Annotated in this window: 2 protein-coding genes and 1 pseudogene; all 3 read left to right on the top strand. The window is 75.2% G+C overall.

What is annotated here, in order from left to right:
* Nucleotides 1–2 precede the first annotated feature (2 nt).
* Nucleotides 3–10,862, top strand: a complete 10,860-nt coding sequence (locus KME66_RS26035) for an SDR family NAD(P)-dependent oxidoreductase (RefSeq protein WP_216326561.1) — start codon at nt 3–5, stop codon at nt 10,860–10,862.
* Nucleotides 10,859–23,347 (top strand): SDR family NAD(P)-dependent oxidoreductase, encoded by a 12,489-nt coding sequence (locus tag KME66_RS26030; RefSeq protein WP_216326558.1) that lies wholly within the window; start codon nt 10,859–10,861, stop codon nt 23,345–23,347. Before KME66_RS26035 ends, KME66_RS26030 begins: the two co-directional genes overlap by 4 nt.
* Nucleotides 23,304–24,143: pseudogene (locus tag KME66_RS34600) on the top strand (phosphopantetheine-binding protein); the annotation flags it as partial. The gene KME66_RS26030 and the pseudogene KME66_RS34600, both read left to right, overlap by 44 nt.
* Nucleotides 24,144–24,201: the final 58 nt, after the last annotated feature.

Here is a 24,201-nt window from a genome sequence, read left to right as displayed (position 1 = left end):
CGATGTCCGACACTCATCGGTCCTTTGACGCGGAGGCCGTGCTGCGATCCCTCGGCGGCCACCGGTTCGCCACACGGGTGACCGCTCAGGACGCTTCGGTACGCGACCACCTCGTCCACCGCACGCCCGTCCTGCCCGGCGTCTTCCACCTGGACCTGGTGCTGCGCCTGGTGCGCCATCTCGGGGTGGACCCGTCGGTGGTGGAGCTGAGGCGCTGCGTCTTCATCCGGCCGCTGATCGCCGTGGGCGATCTGGACCGCCAGTTGCAGGTGACGGTCGGCGAGCCCGACGGGCGCGGCGCGGTCCCGGTCGCGGTGCGCAGCCGCCCGCTGGTCGGCGGGGAGGTCGCCGACGAGGAGTGGCAGACCAACTTCCAGGCGGAGATCCATGCGGTGGGCCCCTGGGAGCCGGCCCCGGTGCCCGCCGGACGGCTGGACGTGGCGTCGGGTCCCCTCTCGCTGGACGCGGACGACCTGTACGGTCTCGCCCGTCAGCTCGACATCGAGCACGGCCCCTTCATGAAGGTGCAGGGCCGGGTCGGAGCGGGCGCCGGCTTCTCGGTCGCCGACGTGCACCTCGACCCGAGCGCGGTCGAGCAGATCGGCCACTTCTTCGTGCACCCCGTGTTCATGGACTTCTCCGTCCTGGTGCCGTTCCTGCAGTTCCCGGAGCCGGTGCGGCGCGGCATCGTCCAGCCGTTCATCCCGATCTACGTCGACTCCTTCCGGGCCCGCCGGTCATTGGAGGCCCGCACGCTGGTGCACGCGCCCCGGCTGGCCAATCTCCATGTGGACGACAGCACGCAGGCGGTCGTCGCCGACATCGACCTGTGCACACCGGACGGCGAGGTCGCGGTCCGGCTGGGCGGCTACCGGGCCAAACGGGTGCGGACCACCGAGGACATCCGCAAGCACGCGGAGGAGGGACAGCGGCTCAATGCCGCGAAGGCGGCGCGGCCGGGTCCCACCACGCCGGTCGCCGCGCCGGCCCCTGCACCGGCTGCGGTCCCCGCCTCCGCTCCTGCCCCCGCCGAGGCGTCGGCTCCGGCTCCCGCACCGGCGGGCGATCTGACCGCGCTCGTCACCGACCTCATCGCCGCACACATCACCGAACGAACCGGCAACCCCACCCCCACCGTCCACCCCGACCAGGGCTTCTACGACGAACTCGGACTCACCTCCGTCGACCTCCTCAACATCGCCGGCCGACTCGAAACCGCACTGAACACCCAGCTCTACCCCACCCTCCTCTTCGAACACCCCACCATCAGCCAACTCGTCACCCACCTCCACGAAGAAGGAATCCAGACCCCCACGACCACCACCCCCACCACGGCACCCGCAGCACCCACACCCACACCCGCCGCCACGGCGCCTGCTCCGGCGGGCGACCTCACCGCGCTCGTCACCGACCTCATCGCCGCACACATCACCGAACGAACCGGCAACCCCACCCCCACCGTCCACCCCGACCAGGGCTTCTACGACGAACTCGGACTCACCTCCGTCGACCTCCTCAACATCGCCGGCCGACTCGAAACCGCACTGAACACCCAGCTCTACCCCACCCTCCTCTTCGAACACCCCACCATCAGCCAACTCGTCACCCACCTCCACGAAGAAGGAATCCAGACCCCCACAACCACCACCCCCACCACACCCCCCGCAGCACCCACACCCACACCCACACCCGCCGCCACGGCACCCGCACCCGTACCCACGCCCACACCGGCCGCGGCCCAGGCCCAGGCCCCGGCCCCGGCCCAGAAAGACGCCCCGATGGCGATCATCGGCGTGGCGGGCCGGTACCCCGGCGCCCGGGACCTGGAGGAGTTCTGGGACGTCCTGCGCTCCGGACGCGACTGCCTGGGCGAGATCCCGGCCGACCGCTGGAACGCCGACGACTGGTACGCGCCGGAGGCGGGCGTCCCCGGGCGCACGTATCTCCGGCGCGGCGGCTTCATCGACGGCGTGGACCGGTTCGACTCGCTGTTCTTCAACATCCCTCCGCAGCAGGCGAAGCTGATGGACCCCCACGAGCGGCAGTTCCTGGAGGTCGCCTGGTCGGCCCTGGAGGACGCCGGGTACACGCCGGAGTCCATCTCCGCCGCGGCCCGGGGACCGGTGGGGGTGTTCGCCGGGTCCATGTGGGCCGACTACCACCTGCACGGTCTGGAGAGCGTCCGGGGCGGCGGGACGGACGTGGCGCTGAGCTGGCTCGGCGGCATACCCAACCGGGTCAGCCACGCCTTCGACTTCCGCGGCCCCAGCGTGCTGGTCGACACCGCCTGCTCGTCCTCGCTGACCGCCCTGCACCAGGCGTGCGAGTCGATCCGGCGCGGTGAGTGCCGAGCGGCCCTGGTGGGCGGGGCGAGCCTGTCGCTGCACCCGTACAAGTACGTGCGCTCGGCGGCCAACGGGCTGCTGTCGAAGGACGGGACGAGCCGGCCGTTCGGCGACGGCGCTTCCGGGTACGTGCCGGCGGACGGCGTGGGCGCCCTGATCGTACGGCCGCTGGCCGACGCCGAGGCGGACGGGGACCGGATCCTGGCTGTCGTACGGGGCTCGGCGGTGAACCACACCGGCCGTACGCCGGGCTACACCGTCACCAGCCCCGACGCGCAGAGCCGCGTCGTGGAGGACGCCCTGGCCCGGGCCGGGGTTCCGGCCTCGACGGTGACGCTCCTGGAGGCGCACGGCGCGGCGACCGCGCTGGGCGACCGGCTGGAGGTCGACGCCCTGACGCGGACCTTCCGCAAGGAGACCGACGCGCGCGGCTTCTGCGCGATCGGCTCGGTGAAGGCGAACATCGGCCACACCGAGGCCGCCGCCGGTCTCGCCTCGATCACCAAGATCCTGCTGTGCCTGCGCCACCGCACGCTCGTCCCGGCCCCGCACGCCGAACACCCCAACTCCGACATCGACTTCGCCGCCTCGCCGTTCCGGCTGCCGGCCGCCGAGGAGCCGTGGACCCCGCTCACCGATCCGGAGACCGGCCGCTCCCTGCCCCTGCGGGCGGCGGTCAGCGGCTTCGGGTTCGGGGGCTCGGGCGCCCATGTCGTCCTGGAGGAGTACGTGCCCGCGCCGGTCGGTCCGGCCCCCGATCCGGCGGCCCACCGGGTCGTCGCGCTGTCCGCCCGCACCGGCGGACAGCTGACGCGGCGGGCGAGCGACCTGGCGGCGGCCCTGCGCGCCGAGCCCCGTACCCGCCTCGCCGATGTGGCGCACACCCTCGCGGTGGGGCGCAGGCATCTGGGCGAGCGGCTCGGCATCGTCGTCGCCTCGACCGCCGAACTCAGCGACGCGCTGGAGGACTTCGTGGCGGGCCGCACCCCCGCCGTGGCGCACTTCCGTGCCACGGCGCGGCGTACGGGAGCCGGCTCGTCGCCCGCCGCACCGCCGTCGGGTCCGGCGGACGCGATCGCGCGGGCGTGGGCGGACGGCACGGTGAACGTCCTGGCCCCGGTGCCCGGAGGGCGGCGTATCGCCCTGCCCGCCTACCCGTTCGCCGGGGACCGGCACTGGGTGACCCCGCCCGAGGCGGCTCCCGTCGCGCCGCAGGCGGTCCGCGCGGATCCCGGTGGCACGGCCGGGACGCCGCCCGCCGCACGGCCCGAGGCCGTCGACGCCGTCCCCGGCCGGGGGACCGTGCCGCTCGCCGACCTGGAACAGGTGATGCTGTACGAACCGGCCTGGGCGCCCCGCGACGCACCCGCGGAGACGGTGGGTCTCGACGGCGGCCCGGTCCTGGTGCTGGACACCGGTGAGGAGCGGTTCCGGGCGATCCGCGCACGGACCGGCGCGGTGCTCGTGACCCCCGGCACGGGCTTCGCACGGATCTCCGCCGAGCACTTCACCGTCGCCCCCGATTCCCCCACGGATCACGAGCAGGTGCGCAAGGCCCTCCAGGCGGAGGGGCGGGTGCCCAGCGCGGTGCTGCATCTGTGGCATCTCGACGGCTCCGATCCGGCGGGCCGTCCGGAGCAGCCCACCGGGCTGCTGTCCGTGTACGCACTCTGCCAGGCGTGGGCCATGGGCCGCCGCACCGCGCTGCCCGTGGTGCACGCCTACCACGCCCCGCAGGAGTGTCCGCCGGACGCGTCCGTGGGCGGTCTCGCCCGGGGCCTGCGCCTGGAGCAGCCCAAGCTGCCGCTCAGCTCCGTCCGGTTCGCCGCCGTCCAGAGCGATCCCGCGCGGGCCGCGGACGTGCTGCTCGCGGAGGCCGGCCGCCCCGGTGACCTGGAGGTCCGCTACACGGCGACGGGCCTGCGCGAGGTGCGCGGCTTCGCCCCGACCACCCCGCTGCCCTCGGGCACCCCGCTGGCCCGCGCGGGCGGGACGTATCTCATCAGCGGGGGGACGGGAGGCATCGCCCGTCACGTGGCCCGCCGCATGGCGCTCGCCGCCCGGCCGGACCTCGTGCTGTTCGGCCGCTCTCCCGAGGGCCCGGAACAGCGCGAGTTCCTCGCGGAGCTGGCGGAGCTGGGCTCGCGGGCCCGCTACGTCCAGGCCGATGTGACCCGGCTCGCGGACGTACGGCGTCTGGTCGCGATCGCCGAGGAGCTCTTCGGCACCGTCACCGGCGTGATCCACACGGCGGGCGTGGTCGAGGACGGCCTGCTGATCAACAAGAAGCCCGACTCGATCCGCCGTGTCCTCGCCCCGAAGTTCGACGGCGCCCGCAATCTCGATCTGGCGACCGCCGACCGGCCGCTCGACTATCTGGTGCTGTTCTCGTCCACGTCGGCCGTGCTCGGCTCCATCGGCACGACCGACTACACCGCCGCCAACGCCTACCTGGACTCCTTCGCCGCCTGGCGCGAAGGCCTGGCCGAGCGCGGCGAACGCCGGGGCCGCTGCGTCTCGGTGAACTGGCCGCTGTGGGACGACGGCGGCATGCGCATCAACCCGGCCGTGGAGGCGCAGGTCCTCCACAGCACCGGCCTGGTACCGCTCGGGACCGCGCACGGCCTGGCCGCCCTGGAGGCGGGTCTGGCCCACGACGGCCCGCAGGTCGCGGTGTTCGAGGGCGACCGGGCGAAGATCGAGCGGCTCCTCGCGGTGATCCGGCCCGAGCGCCGACGCGCACCGGTCCCCGCCGCCGGTCCGGTGCCGGACGGCTCCACCGACTCCCCCGGCACCGCCGGCGCGGATGCGACGGCCGAGCTGGAGGCGATGATCGGCGAATCCGTGACGGGCCTGCTCCCGCGGACGGCGGCCCTCTCCGAGGAACTGTTCACCTGGACGTTCATGGAACTCGGGCTCACGTCGGTCGACGTGGTCGCGCTCGGCGAGCTGCTGGGCGGTCAGCTCGGCATCGAGGTGCCGCCCACGGTCTTCTTCCGCTGTACCCGCGTCCCGGAGCTCGCGGCGCACCTGGCCCGGGAGAACAGTGCGGCGGTGAGCGCCTGGTTCGCCTCGTTCAGGGGGACGCCGACGGCACCGACGGACACGGAGACGGCGCGGGCGGACGCGCCGACGGCCCGGGCGGACACGGAGACGGCACCCGGCACGGAGACGGCACCGGGCCCGCGGGCCGCCTCCGGGGAAGCGGCGGCTCAGGACGCGGGAGCGACGCCGGGCCGGGAGCCCGTCGACGCCGTGGCCTCGGCGGACCGCGACATCGCCGTCATCGGCCTCGCGGGACGCTTTCCCGGCGCCGCCGACGCCCGTGAGCTGTGGGAGGCGCTCGTCAGCGGGCGCGACCTGGTCAGCGACGTCCCCGGGGACCGCTGGGACCACTCCCGCTTCCTGGACGCGGACGGCCCGGCCGGGACCACCGAGTGCCCGGCGGGCGGCTTCCTCGACGACGTGAGCCGGTTCGACGCGGCCTTCTTCGGGATCCCGCGCGCCGAGGCCGAGGCGATGGACCCGCAACTACGGCTGCTGATGGAGGTGCTGTACGAGACCGCCGAGGACGCGGCCGTCCTGCCCCGGCTGCGCGGCTCGGACACCGGCGTCTTCGTCGGCGAGTGCTTCCGCGACTACGAGGGGGAGATGATCGCCCGGGACCGCAAGCCGGGGCCGTACGACGCCACGGGTATCGCCACCACGATGGCGGCCAACCGGCCCTCGCACTACTTCGACCTGTCCGGACCGAGCCTGACCGTCGACACGGCGTGCTCCTCCTCCCTGTACGCCCTCCAGCTGGCGGTGGAGTCGCTGCGCCGGGGCGAGTGCTCCATGGCGTTCGCGGCGGGCGCCAACCTGATGCTCACCCCCCGCCACTACCTCTCCCTCTCCGGCACCGGCGCGCTGTCGCCGAGCGGCCGCTGCCACGCCTTCGACGAGAGCGCCGACGGGTACGTGCCGGCCGAGGCCGTCGCCGCGGTGCTGCTGAAGCCGCTGCGGGCGGCCCTCGCCGACGGCGACCCGGTCCGTGCCGTCATCAAGGGCGCCGCGGTCGGCCACGGCGGGCACGCGGGCGCCGTGACCGCCCCCCGTCCCGACCGTCAGTCGGAACTGATCGAGCGGGCCTGGCGGGACGCGGGCGTCCCGGTGCACACCATGGGGCTCCTGGAGGCGCACGGTACGGGCACCAGGCTGGGTGACCCCATCGAGGTGGACGGCCTGCGCGGTGCCCTGGCCGGCGGCCCGACCGGGCTGCCGCCGGTCGCTCTGGGCACCGCGAAGGCGCATCTGGGCCACGCCGAGGGCGCCGCGGGGGTGGTCGGTGTCGTCAAGGCGGTCCTCTCGCTGGAGACCGGCGTGGTCCCCGCGATGCCGGGCTTCACCCGCGAGAACCCCTATCTCGGCCTGGACAGCGGGTTCCTGGCCGTTCCGTCCGCCACCTCGGCGTGGCGCCCCAGGGCCGGCTCCGTACGCCGGGCCGGGGTGAGCTCCTTCGGATTCGGCGGGGCCGGCGCGCACATCGTGCTCGAAGAGGCCCCGCGGCCGGCCCGCCGTGAGCGGGCCGGCGACAGCAGCCTGGTCGTGCCGTTCTCCGCCCCGTCCGCCGACCGGCTGCCCGAGGTCCTGCGCCGCCACCGTGCGGTAATCACCGGGGAGTTGTCGCTCACTGCGGTGGCCGCGACGCTCCAGCACGGCCGTGAGGACCACTCCGCGCGCGTCGCCGTCGTCGCCCGCACGGCCGATGAGCTGCGCTCCGAACTCGACGCGCTCCTCGGGGGAAGGGTGGAGGCCGGCACCGTCCGCGCGGCGGCGGGGTCGGACGCCCGGGCCCTGGCGGCCGCCCGCCGCTGGGCCGCGGACGGCGACCTCGACCGGACGCCCCTGCGGGACGTCCCCCGGCTGAACCTGCCGGGGCTCCCCTTCGGCGGTGAGACCTTCTGGCTTCGCGAGACCGCCCCGGCCCCGGTCACCGCCGCCCCTGAACCACAACCGGCCCCCGTCCGGGCTTCCGCACCGGCCGGGGACGCCGGGGGGCCGGTGACCGGCGCGCTGGCGGCCGCCCGCTCCTTCATGGACGCGTCGGCGTACGACGCGATCGGCGTACGGCGCGGCCTGGAGCGGCTCGGCACGGTCGGGGCCCGGCTCGCGGCGCTCGCGGTGCGTGAGCACCTCGGGGTCACCCGGGAGCTGTCCGGCGCCGACGTCCTCAGCGGGCTGCCGGCGGTGGAGCCCTACGGGCGCTTCGTCACCCGCCTCGCCGATGTGGTGACCGGCGCTCCGCGCCCCCTGCCGGACGCGGCAGCCGAACGCCGCCTCATCGAGGTGGAGTTCGCCCGGATCGCCGCCGACCACCCGGAGGTCGCCGACCATGTGGCGCTGGCCCGGGCGGTGGTGCCGAGCATCCCGGACGTCGTCACGGGCCGCTCCTCGGCCCTGGACCTGTACTTCGGCGGCGAGATCGACGAGCTGCTCAGCCGCATCTACACCGGCAACGCCATCGCCGACCACTACAACGCCGTGGTCGCGCGCCTCGCGGACGGCTACGTCCGCGACCGTCTGGCCGAGCGCCCCGGAGAGCCCGTGCGGATCCTGGAGGTCGGCGCGGGAACCGGCGGCACGACCGGTCCGGTGCTCCGGCGGCTCGCACCCTACGGGGAGCAGGTGGAGTACACGTTCACCGACGTCTCCGCCTCCTACTTCCGCCAGGCCAGGCGCACGTTCGCCGCGTCCGGTGTGCCCCTGGTCTTCACCCGCTTCGACCTGGAGCGCGATCCGGCCGACCAGGGCATCGAGGCGGGGTCGTACGACCTGCTCATCGCGTCGAACGTGGTGCACGCGACGGAGGACATCACCTCCTCGGCGGCCCATCTGCGCCGGCTCCTGTCCGACGGCGGGGTGCTCCTGCTGAACGAGATCACCTCGAACATCGACTACCAGTTCCTGCTGTTCGCGATGATCCCCAGCTGGTGGACGTGCAAGGACGACGAGCGGCTGCCGGGCGCCCCGCTGCTCGCCCCCTCCCGGTGGCAGGAGGTACTGGGACGGGCGGGGTTCACGTCGAGCTGGGTCCAGACCCACGACAACGGCGTGGCCGGCGAGAACGACCAGTGCGTGATCGTGGCGGGCGCCGACCGCGCGGCCGGACTGCCGGGCACCGCCACCGCCACGGCCCCCGCCGCCACGGCCCCCGCGTCCGGGGAACGCGCCCCCGCCCCACCGGCGGCCGTCCCGGACACCCCCGCGTCCACCGAAGCGGCCGTACGCGCGCACCTGCGCGAGGTCGTCGCCTCGTTCCTCTCCGTGCCCGCCGCCGGCGTGGGCGACGACGTCTCCTTCTCCGATCTCGGCGTCGACTCCCTCGGCACCATCCAGCTGGTGCGGGAACTGGAGGACGACTTCGGCAAGCTCCCGAAGGTCCTGCTGTACGAGGCCGGCACGGTCGCCGCCCTCGCCCAGGACCTCGTGACCCGGGCTCCCCTGGCGTGCGCCGGCCTCGTGGGCGCGCCGGTGACGGAGAGCGGGCCGCAACCCGCGGTCGCCGCCCCGCCCGCCGGGGAGGACGACCCGGTCGCGATCGTCGGCATGGCCGTCCGCCTGCCGGGCGCCCGGACGAGCGAGGAGCTGTGGCACAACCTCCGGGCCGGCACCGACCACATGACGCAGGTCCCGGCGGAACGCTGGGACTGGCGGCCGCTGTTCGGCGACCCGCACCGCGAGGAGGGGAAGACCAACAGCAAGTGGGGCGCCTTCGTCGACGGGGTCACGGAGTTCGACGCCGGGTTCTTCGGCATCTCCGGGCGCGAGGCCGAGGTGATGGACCCCCAGCAGCGCCTGATGCTGCAGACCGCGTGGCACGCCGTCGAGGACTCCGGGCACGCCCCGTCGTCCCTGCACGGCTCCGACACCGGTGTCTTCATCGGTGCCACCTCGCACGACTACACCGCGCATCTGGCGGACGTCGGCCGCTACCGTGAGCCGTACGCCGTCAACGGCAACGCCAAGACGGTGCTCGCGAACCGCATCTCCTTCGAACTCGGGCTGCACGGCCCCAGCGAGGCGGTCGACACCGCGTGCGCCAGCTCGCTGACGGCACTGCACCGGGCGGTCCGGGCCATCCGGGACGGCGAATGCGCCACCGCGATCGTGGGCGGTGTGCATCTCCTGCTCCATCCCGACATGTACGTGGCCCTCGGCCAGATGGGGGCGCTCTCCCCGGACGGCAGGTGCCACACCTTCGACCGTGAGGCGAACGGCTTCAGCCGCGGCGAGGGCGTCGTCGCCGTCTACGTCAAGCCCCTGTCGCGGGCGCTGGCCGACGGCGACACGGTGCACGCGCTGGTGCGCGGCAGCGGCGTCAACCACGGCGGTCGCGCCCAGTCCCTGCCGGTTCCCAACCCGGCGGCTCAGGCCTCGCTCATCTCCCAGGTGCTGCGCGGCTCCGGCACCGACCCGCGGACCATCGGGTACGTCGAGGCCCACGGCACCGGCACCGAAGTGGGCGACCCCATCGAACTGCGCGGTCTGCGCAAGGCGTTCGCGGAGGTCAGCGGGGTCCCGGAGGAGCAGCCCGTCGACGCCTGGTGCGCCGTCGGCTCCATCAAGTCCAACATGGGCCATCTGGAAGCGGCCGCCGGCCTCGCGGGGGTCGCCAAGGCGGTGCTGGCGCTGCGTCACGGCGCGATCCCGCCGAGCGTCAACTTCCGCGAGGCCAACCCGCTCCTCGATCTCGACGGCAGCCCCTTCGAGATCGCCGACCGGCTCCGCGCCTGGGCGGCGCCCGTCGGTGAGGGGGGCGAGCGGCTGCCGCGCCGGGCGGCGGTCAGCGCCATGGGATTCGGCGGCTCCAACGCCCACGTGGTCCTGGAGGAGTACCCGCCGCACGCCCCGGACGCCCCGGCCGAAAGCGCGACGGACCGGGAACAGGAGCGGGTGTACGTGCTGTCCGCCCGCGGCCCCGAGCGGCTGAAGGACGCCGCCCGCGCCCTGGCGGACCGGGTCGAGGGCGACCCGGCGCTCACCGCGGGCGCCGTGGCCCGCACCCTGCACGACGGACGTGACGCGATGGAATGGCGGCTGGCCGTCGTCGCGCGGAACCTGCGCGGGCTCGTCGCGGCCCTGCGCGGACACGTCCGCGGAGACACCGTGGACGGTCTCTTCACCGGGCGCGCGTCGCACACCGGGACCGCCGCCGCGCCCACCCGCGATCCGCGCGCGCTCGCCCGCCACTGGACGACCGGCCGGGCCGGATCAGCGGAGCTCGACGCCCTGGCCCCCCCGACCGGTGCCCGCCGGGTGAGCCTGCCCGGCTACCCCTTCGCGCCCGACCGCTACTGGGCCGAGGCCGACACCGGCACGGACACCGGCACCACCGACGGGCCCGCCGCCCCGGCCACCGGGGACGACGAGGCAGCCCAGCAGTTGGTCGCCCAGCTCGAAGCACTGAGCAGGGGCGAGCTGACCGTGGACGACGTGGACCTGCGCCTGGTCCGAAACGACGGGATGGAACGATGAATCCGAACACCGAGACGGTCCGCCGCCTGGTCCTGGAGCGTGTCCGCAACGGGCAGCTCGACCCGGAGGTCGCCGGCCGGCTGCTCGCCCGCACCGCGCAGTCCCCCGCCGCCCGGCGGCCGGGCGAGCTCGTCACCTTCGCCCCGGTCTGGGAGCCCGCCGCCGAGCCCGCCGACCGGGCCGAGGCGGCCGCCCACGACGTGCTGGTGGTCACGGCCGGCGACGCGGCGGACCGGCCCGCCACGCCCCCCGGAGCCCGGGTGGCACGGGTGGGCCGCGACCTGACGGGCGACGCCGCGTCCTGGACCGCGTACCTGGCGGACCTGCGTGCTCGCGGCATCCGCCCGCGAGGACTGGTCTTCGACCTCCCCGCGGACACGACGGGGCCGAAGGACGCCGTGGAGCTGGCCCTTCCGGCCGTGCGCGCGCTCATCGCCGACCGCGCGGCGGGCCCCCTGCCGGTCGCGTTCCTCGTGACCGGCCGGGCGCGTCCCGAACTGGGCCCGGCACTCGGCGCGTTCGCTCAGGTCCTGGCGGCCGAGGACCGGCGTCTGACAGCGGTGTCCGTCCAGGTCGACGAGGTTCCCGCCTGGGCCGACGGGCCCCTCCGGGTCGCCCTGGCCGAACTGTCCGCCGCGCGCCCGGGTCTCGCCGAGGTCCGCCACGGCGCGGCCGGCCGCGAGGTGCGGGTCCTGCGTCCCCGGGGCCGTACGTCCGAGGCTCCGTCCGCCCCGGTCTTCCGCGAGGGCGGCCGCTATCTCATCACCGGCGGCGGCAAGGGCATCGGGCTGCGGATCGCGGCGTCGCTGGCCCGCGACCACCGTGCCCGGCTGCTGCTCACCGGCCGCTCCGAGGCGGACGCCGGGCAGCTCGCGGAGTTCCGGGCCATGGAGCAAAGCGGCGCCCGGGTCGTGTACGTGCGCGGCGACGTCACCCGCCGTGAGGACGTGGGGGAGGCGGTCGCCGTCGCCGAGCGCGAGTTCGGCGGTCTGGACGGGGTGCTGCACTCGGCGGGGCTCAACGAGGACGCCTACCTGGTGAACAAGGAGACGGAGTCCGCGCGCCGGGTGCTGTCGGTGAAGCTCGACGGCGCCGCGCACCTGGACCGGGCGACGTCCGGCCTGCCGCTCGACTTCTTCGTGCTGTTCTCCTCCACGTCGGCCTACTCCGGTGCCGCGGGACAGTCCGACTACGCCGCTGCCAACCGGGCCCTCGGCGCGCTCGCGGAGACCCGCGCCCGCCGGGTGGCGGACGGTTCGCGCAGCGGCGCGTCCCTCGCCGTCGCCTGGCCCCTGTGGGCCGAGGGCGGCATGGAGATATCCGCCGAGAACCGCTCGGTGCTCAAGGAGACGCAGGGCATGGACCCCATGCCGACCGAAGCGGGGCTGCGGTCCCTGTCGCACGCGATCGCGTGCGGCGAACCGGAGACCGTGGTCGTCCACGGGGATGCCGAACGCATCGGGTCCTGGGTGTCGGGGCTGTCCGCCGGGACGCCCGCCCCGGTCCGGCAACCGGCCGGGACGAGCGCGGCCGGGACCGGCGAGGACCTGGTGGCCGCGACGGAGACGTACCTCCTCGGCCTGGTCACGGCCACCGCGAGGCTTCCGGAGGGGACGCTCCGCAGCGACCAGGAGTTCTCCACCATCGGCGTCGACTCGATCCTGATCAAGAAGCTGACCGCCCGGCTTCAGGACCGTCTCGGGGAGCTGCCCGTCACGCTCTTCTTCGAGTACCGGACGGTCGGTGAGCTCGCCCGGCACCTGGCCGGCCAGTACGCCGGGGCCCTCCGTCCGCTGCTGGGACTCGACGAGGCCCCCGCCGCCCCGGCTCCCGAGGAGGCGCCCGGGGCGGCCCGCACCCCCCGGGCGGCGGTCTCCGCCTCCGCCGGGACGCTCGAAGGGGGCCTGCCCTACGAGGAGGCCGTCGCGATCATCGGCGTCGGCGGCCGCTACCCCGGCGGGGACGATCTCACCCGGTTCTGGGAATCCCTGCGGGACGGGGCCGACCTGATCACCGAGATCCCCGCGGACCGGTGGGACAACACGCGTCACCTGGCCGCCGAGCGCGGTGAGCCCGGTGCGATCACCGGCCGCTGGGGCGGATTCCTCGACGACGTCGCCCGGTTCGACCCGCTGTTCTTCGCCATCTCCCCCGGCGAAGCGGCCAAGCTCGACCCCCATGAGCGGATCTTCCTGGAGGTCGCCTGGTCGGCCCTGGAACACGCCGGCTACTCGCGGCGCAAGCTGCACGCGTCCTCCCGCACCGGCGACACCCACGCCGTCGGCGTCTTCGTCGGCGTCACGGGATCGCAGTACGGGCTGGTGGGCGCCGAGCAGTGGGGACGCGGCAACAAGGTGTTCGCGCACTCCATGGACTACTCCATCGCCAACCGGCTCTCCTACGTCCTGGACGTGCACGGCCCGAGCATGGTCCTGGACACCGCCTGCTCCGGTTCGCTGAGCGCGCTGCACCTCGCGTGCCGCAGCCTGCTGTCCGGCGAGTCGAAGGTCGCCGTCGCCGGAGGTGTCAACGTCAACATCCACCCCATCAAGTACGCGACTCTCACCGACATGCGCCTGCTGTCCTCGGACGGCCGCTGCCGCGCGTTCGGCGAGGGCGGGGACGGTTTCGTGCCCGGCGAGGGGGCGGGCGCCCTGATCCTCAAACGGCTCTCGGACGCGGTCCTCGACGGCGACCGCATCCACGCCGTGGTGCGGGGCACCGCCGTCAACCACGGCGGGCGCAGCAACGGGTACACGGTGCCGACCCCGCGCGCCCAGGGCGCCGTCGTCGCCGACGCGCTGCGGGCGGCCCGGGTCGACGCGCGTTCGGTGACCTACGTCGAGGCGCACGGTACCGGCACCTCGCTGGGCGATCCGGTCGAGGTGGAGGGGCTCAGGCGGGCGTTCGCCGAGCACACCGACGCCACGGGCTTCTGCGCGCTCGGCTCGGTGAAGTCCAACCTCGGCCATCTGGAGGCGGCGGCGGGGGTCTGCGGCATCACCAAGGTGGTCCTGCAGTTCGCGCACCGCACGCTGGTGCCGACGCTGCACAGCGACCCGGTCAACCCCAAGCTGAACCTGGCGGCGACGCCCTTCCGCCCGCAGCGCACGGCCGAACCGTGGGCGTCCGCGGACGGCTCCCCCCGGCGTGCGGCGGTCAGTTCCTTCGGCGCCGGCGGCGCCAACGGACATGTGGTCCTGGAGGAGTGGCCCCGTCCCGAGGCCGCCCCCGACGACGGCCGCCCCTATGCGGTCGGCCTGTCGGCGCGGACGCCCGAGCAGTTGGAGCAGGCCGTCCGGCGGCTGGCCGACGATCTCGGCCGCGACGGCTCACGCCCGCTGCGCGACATCGCCTTCACCCTGCTGACCGGCCGTGAGGAGTGGGACCACCGGCTCGCGGTGGTCGCCTCCACGACGGCACAGCTGGCGGACGCGCTCCGCGCCCATCTGGAGGGCGCCCCGGCCCCGGCGGTCCGGTCCGGGCGCGCCGGCCAGGCGGGACCGGCCGGCACGCCGGCCGGAGGGAACGCCGAGGAGCTCGCCGACGCCTGGGTGTCGGGGGCCCGCGTCCCGTGGGACGAGGTCTTCCGCGACGGCCCCCGGCCGCTGCCGGTGCCCCTGCCCTCCTACCCCTTCGGCACCCAGCGCTACTGGGTCGAACTCGCCGACGAAAACGCCCCGCGGGCTGCGTCCGGGCCCGTCGCCCGCCCCTCGTCCGTACTCCGCCGCACCGACACCGTGATCGGCGATCACCTGGTGCGGGGCCGCGCCGTCGTCGCGGGCGTGGTCCATCTCGCGCTGGCCCGGGAGGCCGCCCCGTCGCTCGGCCCCGGCGTCCCCGTGGTGTTCGAGGACGTCCGCTGGCGGGTGCCCCTGGAGGTCGGGGACGCCACGCTCGACGTGTCCGTCGACTTCGACGAGGAGGGTTCCTCGTACGAGGTCCGGGACGCCGCGAGCGGCACCGTGCACTCCACCGGCACGCTCACCGCCGGTACCGGGCGGCCGCTCGGCCGTCTCGACGCCGACGCGGTGCGCGCCCGCTGCACCCGCCGTTCCGGAGCCGACGAGGTGTACGGCAACGCCGCTGCCGCCGGGCTGCGCTACGGCCCGCTCTTCCGGGGCCTCACCGCGCTCCATCGCGGGGACGGCGAGGCTTTGGCCGAACTGGCCCGGCCCGCCGCGGACGCCCCCGAGTGGGCCGTCGAGGCGGCGATGACGGACAGCGCCCTGCACGCCGTCCAGGGCGTGCTGCCCGAGGGCGAGCCGCGGACCGCGCTGCCCGCCTCGGTGGCCCGGGTCACGGTCGACGGCCCCGCCCAGGAGGCGAGGCACGCGTACGCCAGGCTGGTCTCGATCGACTCCGTACGCGGCACGGCCCGTGCCGACGTGGAACTGGCCGCCGCCGACGGCACGGTCCTCGTCCGCTTCGAGGGGCTGCGCATCGCCCGCCCCTCCCTCCCCGACGCGCACCTGCCGGAGCGGACGGAGGCGGACGTGCCGCTCTACCGCTCGGTGTGGCGGCCCGCGCCCCTGGAGCGCCCGGCCCCCGCCGCGGAGGGGCCGGTCCTCATCCTGGGCACCGGCCGCGACCACGGTCTGGGGGCCGCTCTGGCGGCACACCACCACGCGGCCGGCCGGCCGGTCCGCCACGCCCTGCTGGAGGACCTGGCCCCCGGGTCCGAGGGGTTCGACACGCTCCTGCGGGCCGACGAGCAGCCCGCCGACATCTGGTTCCTGGGCGGCGTCGAGGAGCGGCTGTACTCGGCGGACGACCTGGGCCAGCTCGATCTGGCACTCGACGAAGGGCCGGTGGCGCTGTTCCACCTCCTCAAGGCCCTGGACGCACGCCGCCCCGGGGGCGATGTGCGGCTCCACGTGGTCACCTCGGGGGTCCAGCAGACCGACGAGGCCCTCGCGGCCCGCAACCCCTTCGCGGGCGGGATTCCGGGGCTCGCCGCCTCGGCGTCGCGCGAGCTCAAGTTCCTCGCCGTCAGCTGTGCCGACGTCGCCCGCGAGGATCTGCTCGACGCGTCCCGCGCGGCCGACTTCTCCGGGCTGATCGGCCGGCTGACGGCCGAGCCGGCCGCGCGCCCGGCGCACTCGGTGGCGCTCTCGGGCGGAGTGCGCTACGCCCGCAGCCTGGAGCGGGTCGAACTGCCCGGCCCGGACGGCGAACTGCCGCTTCGGGAGGGCGGGCGCTACCTGATCACCGGGGGTGCGGGCGGTCTGGGGATGACCGTCGGCGCGTACCTGGCGCGGGAGCACGGCGCCCGGGTCCAGCTGGTCGGCCGCCGGAAGGAGAGCGAACTGCCGGACGTCGTACGGTCGTTGCTGACCGAGCTGCCGGAGCGGGTGCGCTACGCCTCCGCCGACGTGACCGACGAGGCCGCGCTGCGTTCCGTCGTCGCGGAGATGCGGCACGACTGGGGCGGCGTCGACGGTGTCGTCCACTCCGCGTTCGTCCTCAACGACCGCACGCTGTCACGGATGGACGAGCGGACACTGCGCTCCGCCTTCGGCCCGAAGGCGTACGGCACCGTGGTGCTGGAGCGGGTCCTCGCGGACGAACCGCTGGACTTCTTCGCCCTCTTCTCCTCCGCGATCTCCCACAACGGCAACGCGGGCCAGGCCAACTACGCGGCGGCCTCCACCTTCCAGGACGCCTACGGCCGGTTCCTCGCGGCCCGTCTGCGGCGCCCCGTCAAGGTCTTCAACTGGGGCCTGTGGGGCGAGAGCGGGTCGGTCGCCACCGACGACTACCGCGACCGGGTGACCGCGCGGCTCGGCGTCGAGCCGATCAGCGACACCGCCGGGCTGGACGCGTTCCGTCGCGTCCTGGCCGGTCCCGTCGTGCAGGTCGCCCCGGTCCGGCTCACCGGTGCCGACGACGAGGCCGCCGACCGTCCGCGGGCCGCCTGCGAGGCGCGCTCCGCGGCCGTGCGGGCTGCCGCGTCGGCGGCGCTGCGGCGGACCGCCGACGATGCCCGGCTCACCGGAGCGGCCTTCTTCGACACGCTGGAACCGTACGCGCGCACGCTGCTGCGCGACGCGTTCCTCGGCCACGGGGCCTGGCCGGCCCCCGGGGCGACCGTCTCCCGCGACGAACTCGCCGGGCGGCTGGGCGTGCTGCCGGAGCAGGAACGCCTCTTCGACGCGGCGCTGTTCGCCCTGACACGCGGCGGGCACGTCGTCACGCACGGGGACGGGACGCTGACCGTGCCCGCGGGCGAGGCCGACGTACCGGACCCGGAGGCGTCCGCCGCGACGCGCGAGCGGCTCGTCGGCGCGTACCCCCACGCCGCCGCTCTCGCCGATCTGCTGCGCGAGTGCACCGAGGTGCTGCCGGACGTGCTGTGCGGTCGCCGCAAGGGCCTGACGGTGCTCTTCCCGGGCGGCAGCGACCACAAGCTGGCGCCGCTGTACCACGACGACCCGCGCTCGGAGCACTTCAACGCGGTGAGCGCGCAGGCGGTCGCCGCGTACGCGCGGCAGCGGGTGGCGGTGGACGGTGAGCGGCTGCGGATCCTGGAGATCGGCGCCGGTACCGGGGGCACGAGCCGTCCGGTGCTCGACGCGCTGGAGCCGCTGGGCGACCGGTTCGACTACGCCTTCACCGATCTCTCCCCCGGCCTGGTCCGCAGGGCCCGCGAGCGGTTCTCCGAGGCGTACCCGCAGGCGCGCTTCTCGGTTCTGGACATCGCGCGGGACCCGGCGGAGCAGGGCTTCGCCGAGGAGGGCTACGACGTGGTGCTCGCCGCGAACGTGCTGCACGCGACGCCGGACGTGCGCCACAACGTACGGGCGGCGGCACGGCTGCTGCGGCCCGGCGGGCTGCTCCTGGTCAACGAGGGCACGCGCGTCCTGGACGCCGTGACCATGGTCTTCGGTCTCACCGAGGGCTGGTGGGCCTACGACGACGGTGAACTGCGGCAGCCGCACTCCCCGCTGCTCACCCCGGGCGCGTGGCGGTCGGTCCTGCTGGATTCCGGACTGTGCGGCGTGCGCGTGGTGGGTGCGGCGGGACCGGACGACGCGGCCGCCGGACAGCATGTGCTGCTGGCCGAGCGGGACGGCTGGCCGGTGCCCACCCGCCGGGTGCGGGCGGAGTCCACGGAAGCGGTGCGGACACCGGAGCCGGAAGCCGCGCCGCCCGCGAGCGTGCGGGACGCTTCGGCTCCCGCCCTCCGCGCGGAGGCGGTCTCCTACCTGACCCGGGTCCTCGGCGACGTGCTCAAGCTCGACGCGAGCGAGCTGGACCCGCACACCCCGCTGGCCGCCTACGGCTGCGACTCGCTGGTCAGCATGGAGGCCGCCGACCGCATCGAGGGCGACCTGGGGGCCGCGCTCCGCGACGTGCCCTTCGAGTCGACCTCGCTGAACGGAGTGGCCGAGGCTCTCCTGGAGTCCCACGCGGAGGCGTTCGCCCGCTTCGCCGGAGTACGGCCCGCGGCCGACCGGACGCCGGGGGACGCCGCCGCGCCCACGGGTCCATTGCTGCCCCCGGAGGATGCGTCCACGCCCACGGGTCCGGTGCTCCCCCCGGGGGATCCCGCCACGTCCACGGGTCCGGTGCCGGCCGAGGTCGCGACCTCCTACCTGGCACGGGTCTTCGGCGACGTGCTCAAGCTCGACGCGAGCGAGCTGGACCCGCACACCCCGCTGGCCGCCTACGGCTGCGACTCGCTGGTCAGCATGGAGGTCGTGGACCGGATCGAGGCCGACCTCGGTCCCATCCCCCGTACCGTTCCCTACGAGTCCACCTCCCTGAGCGGCGTCACCGCGTCCCTGCTGAACGACCCGGCCCAGCCGTTGGCGCGGCTGGTCGACCGGAGTACGCCGACGGTGCCGGTGCGCCGCCGCGCGGCCACCACGGCCGCGGTGCCCCCGCCGGCCATGACCGCGACGGCACGACGGACGGCGGCGACGACGTCAGCAGCAGTGACGGCGGAAGCGCAGGCGCCGGTGCCGGACGCGGTCCCGGTACCGGACGCCTCTGCGGCTGCGGCGCCCGGCGAACCCATCGCCGTCGTCGGGGTCTCCGGGCGCTTCCCCGGTGCGGACGGATACGACGCCCTGTGGGAGCACCTGCGCGCGGGACGGCGGGCCGTCTCCGAGATCCCCGACGAGCGCTGGGACCCGGCGGGCGCGGTGCGCACCGCACGCTGGGGCGCCTTCCTGGAGGACGTGGAGGCGTTCGACCCGCTGGTGTTCCGGATGTCCCCGCGTGACGCCGAGCGCACCGATCCGCAGGAGCGCCTCTTCCTGGAGGCCGTGTGGACGGCGCTGGAGGACGCCGGCACGACCCGCCGTGCGCTGGAGCACGCCGCCCGGCGGACCAACGGATCCGGCGTCGGGGTGTTCGCGGGCCTGATGCACAGCCCCTACCAGGTGATCGCGGCCGAGCGGAGGGGCGCGGGTTCCGAGGCCCGGGCCCACTCCTCGCACTGGTCGGCGGCGAACCGCACCTCGTACACCTTCGGCTTCACCGGGCCGAGCCTGGCGGTGGACACGGCCTGCTCGTCCTCGCTGACCGCGCTGCACCTGGCGTGCGAGGCCATCCGGCGCGGCGACTGCGGCGCGGCCGTGGTCGGCGGCGTCAACCTGATCCTGGAACCCTCGCACCACACCGCCCTGTCGGCGATGAACATGCTCTCCCCGGACGGCGTCAGCCGCTCCTTCGCGCAGGACGCCGACGGCATGGTGCCCGGGGAGGGCGTGGGCGCGGTGGTGCTCAAGCCGCTGTCCGCGGCACGGCGCGACGGCGACCGGGTGCACGGTCTGGTGCTCGGTTCGGCGGTCAACTCCAACGGCGCGACGAGCAGCATGGTCACGCCGAGTGCCGACGCCCAGGAGGAGCTGATCCGCCGGGCGCTGGCACGGGCGGGCGTCGCCGCCGAAGCGGTGCAGTACGTGGAGGCGCAGGCGACCGGCTCCCCGCTGGCCGATCCCGTGGAGGCCGAGGCGCTCGCCCGGGTCTTCGGGGGACGCGGTACGGCGGTCGGCTCGGTCAAACCGTCCCTGGGGCACCTGGAGGCGGCCTCCGGGATGGCGCAGCTGGCCAAGGTGCTCCTCCAGCTCCGCCACGGCGAGCTGGCCGCCACCCTGGACTGCCACCGGCCGCTCGGCGAGTTCGACGGCCGCACGCTGCGCCTGGTGGACGAACGCGAGCCGTGGCCGGCCGAGGTGCCGGCGCCGGACCGGATCGCGGCCGTCAGCTCGTTCGGCGCGGGCGGCGCCAACGTCCACGTCGTGGTGGCGGGCCCGCCCGCGCCGGACCGGGGCACCCGACCGCGGGACGAGCCCCGGCTCGTCCTCCTGTCGGCCCGCCGAGAGAAGCAACTGCGCTCACACGCGACCCGGTTGAGGGATCACCTGGCGGGCCTCGGCGACGGCGCCCCGCATCTGGCGGACGTCGCACGGACCCTGGCCGAGGGCCGCGAACCGCTTGCCCGGCGACTGGCCGTGGTCGCGCACGACGTACCGGAGCTGGTCCGCGCCCTGAGCCGGCACCTGGCGGGCGAGGACGTGTCCGCGGTCCACGCGGGGCGGGTCGGGACGGACGAGGCGGCGGTCCACTCCCTACCGGCGACCGCGGACCAGGCATCGCTGACCGACGCGGCCGCGGCCTGGGCCGGTGGCGCCGAGCTGTCCGGTGCCGGCACCGCGCTGGGACGGGGTGACGGGCGGATCGTCTCGTTGCCCGGCTACCCCTTCGCCCGCACCCCGCACCGGCTTCCCACGAGCACCGCGCCCGGGGCCGCGGGCGCCGGACCGGCCGAGGCCCCGTCGGCGCCCGAAGGCCCCGGGACCTCTCCCCAGCAGACCTCCCACACCGAGGAGAACGACGTGTCACAGCCCACCGGACGCCCCTCCCCCGAGGCCGTCGAGCACATACGCGCGACGGTGGTGGACGCCGTCGCCGCGGTCCTCGGGGTGCTGCCCGACGACATCGGCCTCGACGAGCACCTGAGCGACTTCGGGTTCGACTCGGTCACCGTCATGGACCTCACCGACCGGGTGAACGCAGAACTGGACACCCGTCTCAACCCGGCCGATCTGTACGGCTTCCGCAATGTGGCGGCGCTGATCGCCGCACTCGCCGAGGAGCGGACGCCCGCGGCGGGTGAGGTGGCCGCCCCGTCCCCGGCGGGTGAGGTGGCCGCCCCGCCCACGGCCCCTCCGGCGCCGGCCGCACCCGTGCCCGTGGCGGCCGCCGCACCGGCCGCCGGAGCACGCGAGCCGATCGCCATCGTGGGCATGGCCGGCGCGTTCCCCGGCTCCCCGGATGTGGAGACGTACTGGACGAACCTCCTGTCCGGACGCGACCTCGTCGGGGAGATCCCCGCCGAACGGTTCGACTGGAGGGAGATCTACGGAGACCCGAAGACCGACCCGGAGAAGGTGCCCTCGCGCTGGGGCGGCTTCCTGGCGGACGCCGACCTGTTCGATCCGTCCTTCTTCCGCCTCTCGCCGCGTGAGGCGCGGCTCATGGACCCCCAGCACCGGCTGTTCCTCCAGACGGCGTGGCGGACCGTCGAGGACGCGGGCCACGACCCGGCCTCCCTCGCGGGCAGCGACACGGGGGTGTTCGTGGGGTGCGGCTCCACCGAGTACGCCTCGCTGCTGCTGGAGTCGGGTGCGGAGATCGACGGACAGCTCGCCAGCGGCAACGCCCACAGCATCCTCGCCAACCGCGTCTCCTACCTCCTCGACCTCCGCGGCCCGAGCGAGCCCGTGGACACCGCCTGCTCCTCCAGCCTGGTCGCCGTGCACCGCGCGGTGCGCGCCATCCACGACGGTGAGTGCACGGCGGCCCTCGCGGGCGGCGTCAACCTCACCCTCACACCGACCGGCTACCTGGCCTTCGGCAAGTCCGGGATGCTCGCCGCGGACGGCCGCTGCAAGACCTTCGACCACCGCGCCGACGGCTACGTGCGCGGTGAGGGGGTCGGCGCCGTCCTGCTCAAGCCGCTCTCCGCGGCACTGCGCGACGGTGACACGGTGTACGCCCTGGTGCGCGGCACAGCGGTCAACCACGGCGGGCGTGCCGCGTCGCTGACCGCGCCCAACTCCGAGTCCCAGGCGGCCGTCATCACGGCGGCCCACCGCCGGGGCGGCACCGACGCCTCCCTCGTCGGCTATGTCGAGGCCCACGGGACCGGCACCGCGCTGGGCGACCCGGTCGAGCTCAACGGTCTGACCCGGGCCTTCCGCGAGCTCGGGGTGGCCCAGGACAAGGGGCAGTTCATCGGCCTCGGCAGCGTCAAGACCAACGTCGGGCACCTGGAGACCGCGGCGGGGGTGGCCGGGCTGATCAAGACCGTGCTGTCGATCCGCAACCGGATGCTCCCGCCGACCCTCCACGTGGAGCGCCCCAACCCGCTCCTCGACCTGGCGGGCAGCCCCTTCCACCTGGTGGACGGCGCCCGCCCGTGGGACCGCCCGCGCACGGCGTCGGGGGCCGAGGCGCCGCGCCTCGCCGGGATCAGCTCCTTCGGCTTCGGGGGCGTCAACGCCCACGTGGTGGTGGAGGAGTTCACCGACCCGCGGCCGACCGCTCCGGCCACCGGCAGGGCGCAGCTGTTCGTGCTGAGCGCCCACTCCGACGACCAGCTCCGGACGTACGCCGGGCAGCTGGCCGAGCATCTGGACCGGGCCTCGCTCCGGGGCCCCGACGGCCGGCTGGACGCGGCGGAGGTGGCCCGCACGCTGCAGAGCGGCCGTGCCGCCCTGCCGCGCAGGCTGGCCGTGGTGACCGACTCGACGGACCGGCTGGCCGGTGCGCTGCACGCGTTCGCCGCTGGGGAGGAGGGCGCGACCACCCTGCACACCATGCTGCACACCACGCCGGCCGAGGCCGACCGCACGGCCGCGGGGCTGCTCGACGAGGACGACCGCGTGCGGGTGCTGGAGCTCGCCCGGGACGGGGACCTCGGCAAGGCGGCGGCTCTGTGGGTGCGCGGAGCCGACCTCGACTGGACCGCGCTCCACCGCGGCGCACCGCTGCGGCGGGTGGCCGGGCTGCCCACGTATCCGTTCGCCCGCGAGCGCTACTGGCTGCCGCCCGTGCCCACCCTGAAGCCGGCCGTGGCGCAGACGGCTCCGGCTCGGGCGGCCGTGGGTCAGGCTCAGGCTCCGGCAGTCCCGGCTCCGGCTCGGACGGCCGCTGCTCAGGCAGCCCCGGCGCAGGCTCCGGCCGAGCCGGCCGTCGCTCAGGCGGCTCCGGCGGCTCCGGCGGCTCCGGCAACCGCGGCTCCGGCGCCCTCCGCCCCGGTGACCGCCCCCGCCCCGGCCCCGAGGTCCCCGCCCCGGCCGCCCGCCCCGCTCCTAAGGCCCCGACCGCGCCGAAGCCCCGGTGTCCCGTTCGGCGCCGCCCGTCGCCGCCCCGAAGTCCCGCGCGCCGCTGAACGGCTCCGGGGTCACGCCGCAGGCGGTCTCCGTGCCCGCGCAGCCCACGGCGGCGACCGCGCCCGACGCGGCTGAGGCGCACGGTGTCCGGGCCGCCGATGCGCCCTCCGCGGGCGACGGTCTGGCCGGCCAGGTCCGGGTCCTGCTGGCCGAGGGCATCGGTCTGGCGCCCGGTTCCGTGGACCCCGAGCGGGATCTCACCGCCTACGGCGTCGACTCGATCTCCGCGCTGCGGATCATGCAGCGGCTCCAGGCCGCGTTCGGCGACCACATCCCGATGGCGGCGATCTTCGAGTGCACGACGCTCAACAGCCTGGTCCGGCACCTGATCGACGAGTACGGCGTCTCCCCCGACGGGAACCCCTCGTCCCCCGGCGGCGCCGCCTCACCCTCCGGCGGCACCTCCCCGGCGGCGTCCGCGGCCGAGCCGGAACCCGCCGCCCCCGCGGCGGACGCGGGGACGCCGGCTCCTCAGGCCGTCGCCGTCCCCTTCGGGGACGACGGTCCGGGGGTCCCGCTGCACGGGCTGCCCGGAGCCACCGGTGAGCTCACCTGGCTGCTGCATCTGCGTACCTGGTTCGGCGCCGAGGGTCCGGTGCGCGGAGTGGAGTTCACCTCCGCCGCGCCGCACGGCACCAACGACGGTCACGGTCTGACGGAGCTGGCGCGTGCCTGCGCCACGGCCGTCCTCACGGACCGTCCGCAGGGCCCCTACCGGCTGGCCGGGCACTCGTTCGCGGCACGTCTCGCCGTGGAGACCGCCCGGATCCTCACCGACGCGGGCCACGAGGTCACCCAGCTGGTCCTCCTCGACGCGCCGGAACCCGACGCCACCCACACCGAGGACGCCGTGGCCGACGTGCGTGCCGTGGCCGAGCTGTTCGCCACCGTGTGGACCGGAACGCCGCTCGCCCCGGCGGGACCCTGGC

This window comes from Streptomyces sp. YPW6 (assembly GCF_018866325.1).
Classification (GTDB): domain Bacteria; phylum Actinomycetota; class Actinomycetes; order Streptomycetales; family Streptomycetaceae; genus Streptomyces.
The sequence above is the reverse complement of the archived record's forward strand: the minus strand, read 5'-3'. Positions and strand labels throughout refer to the sequence as shown.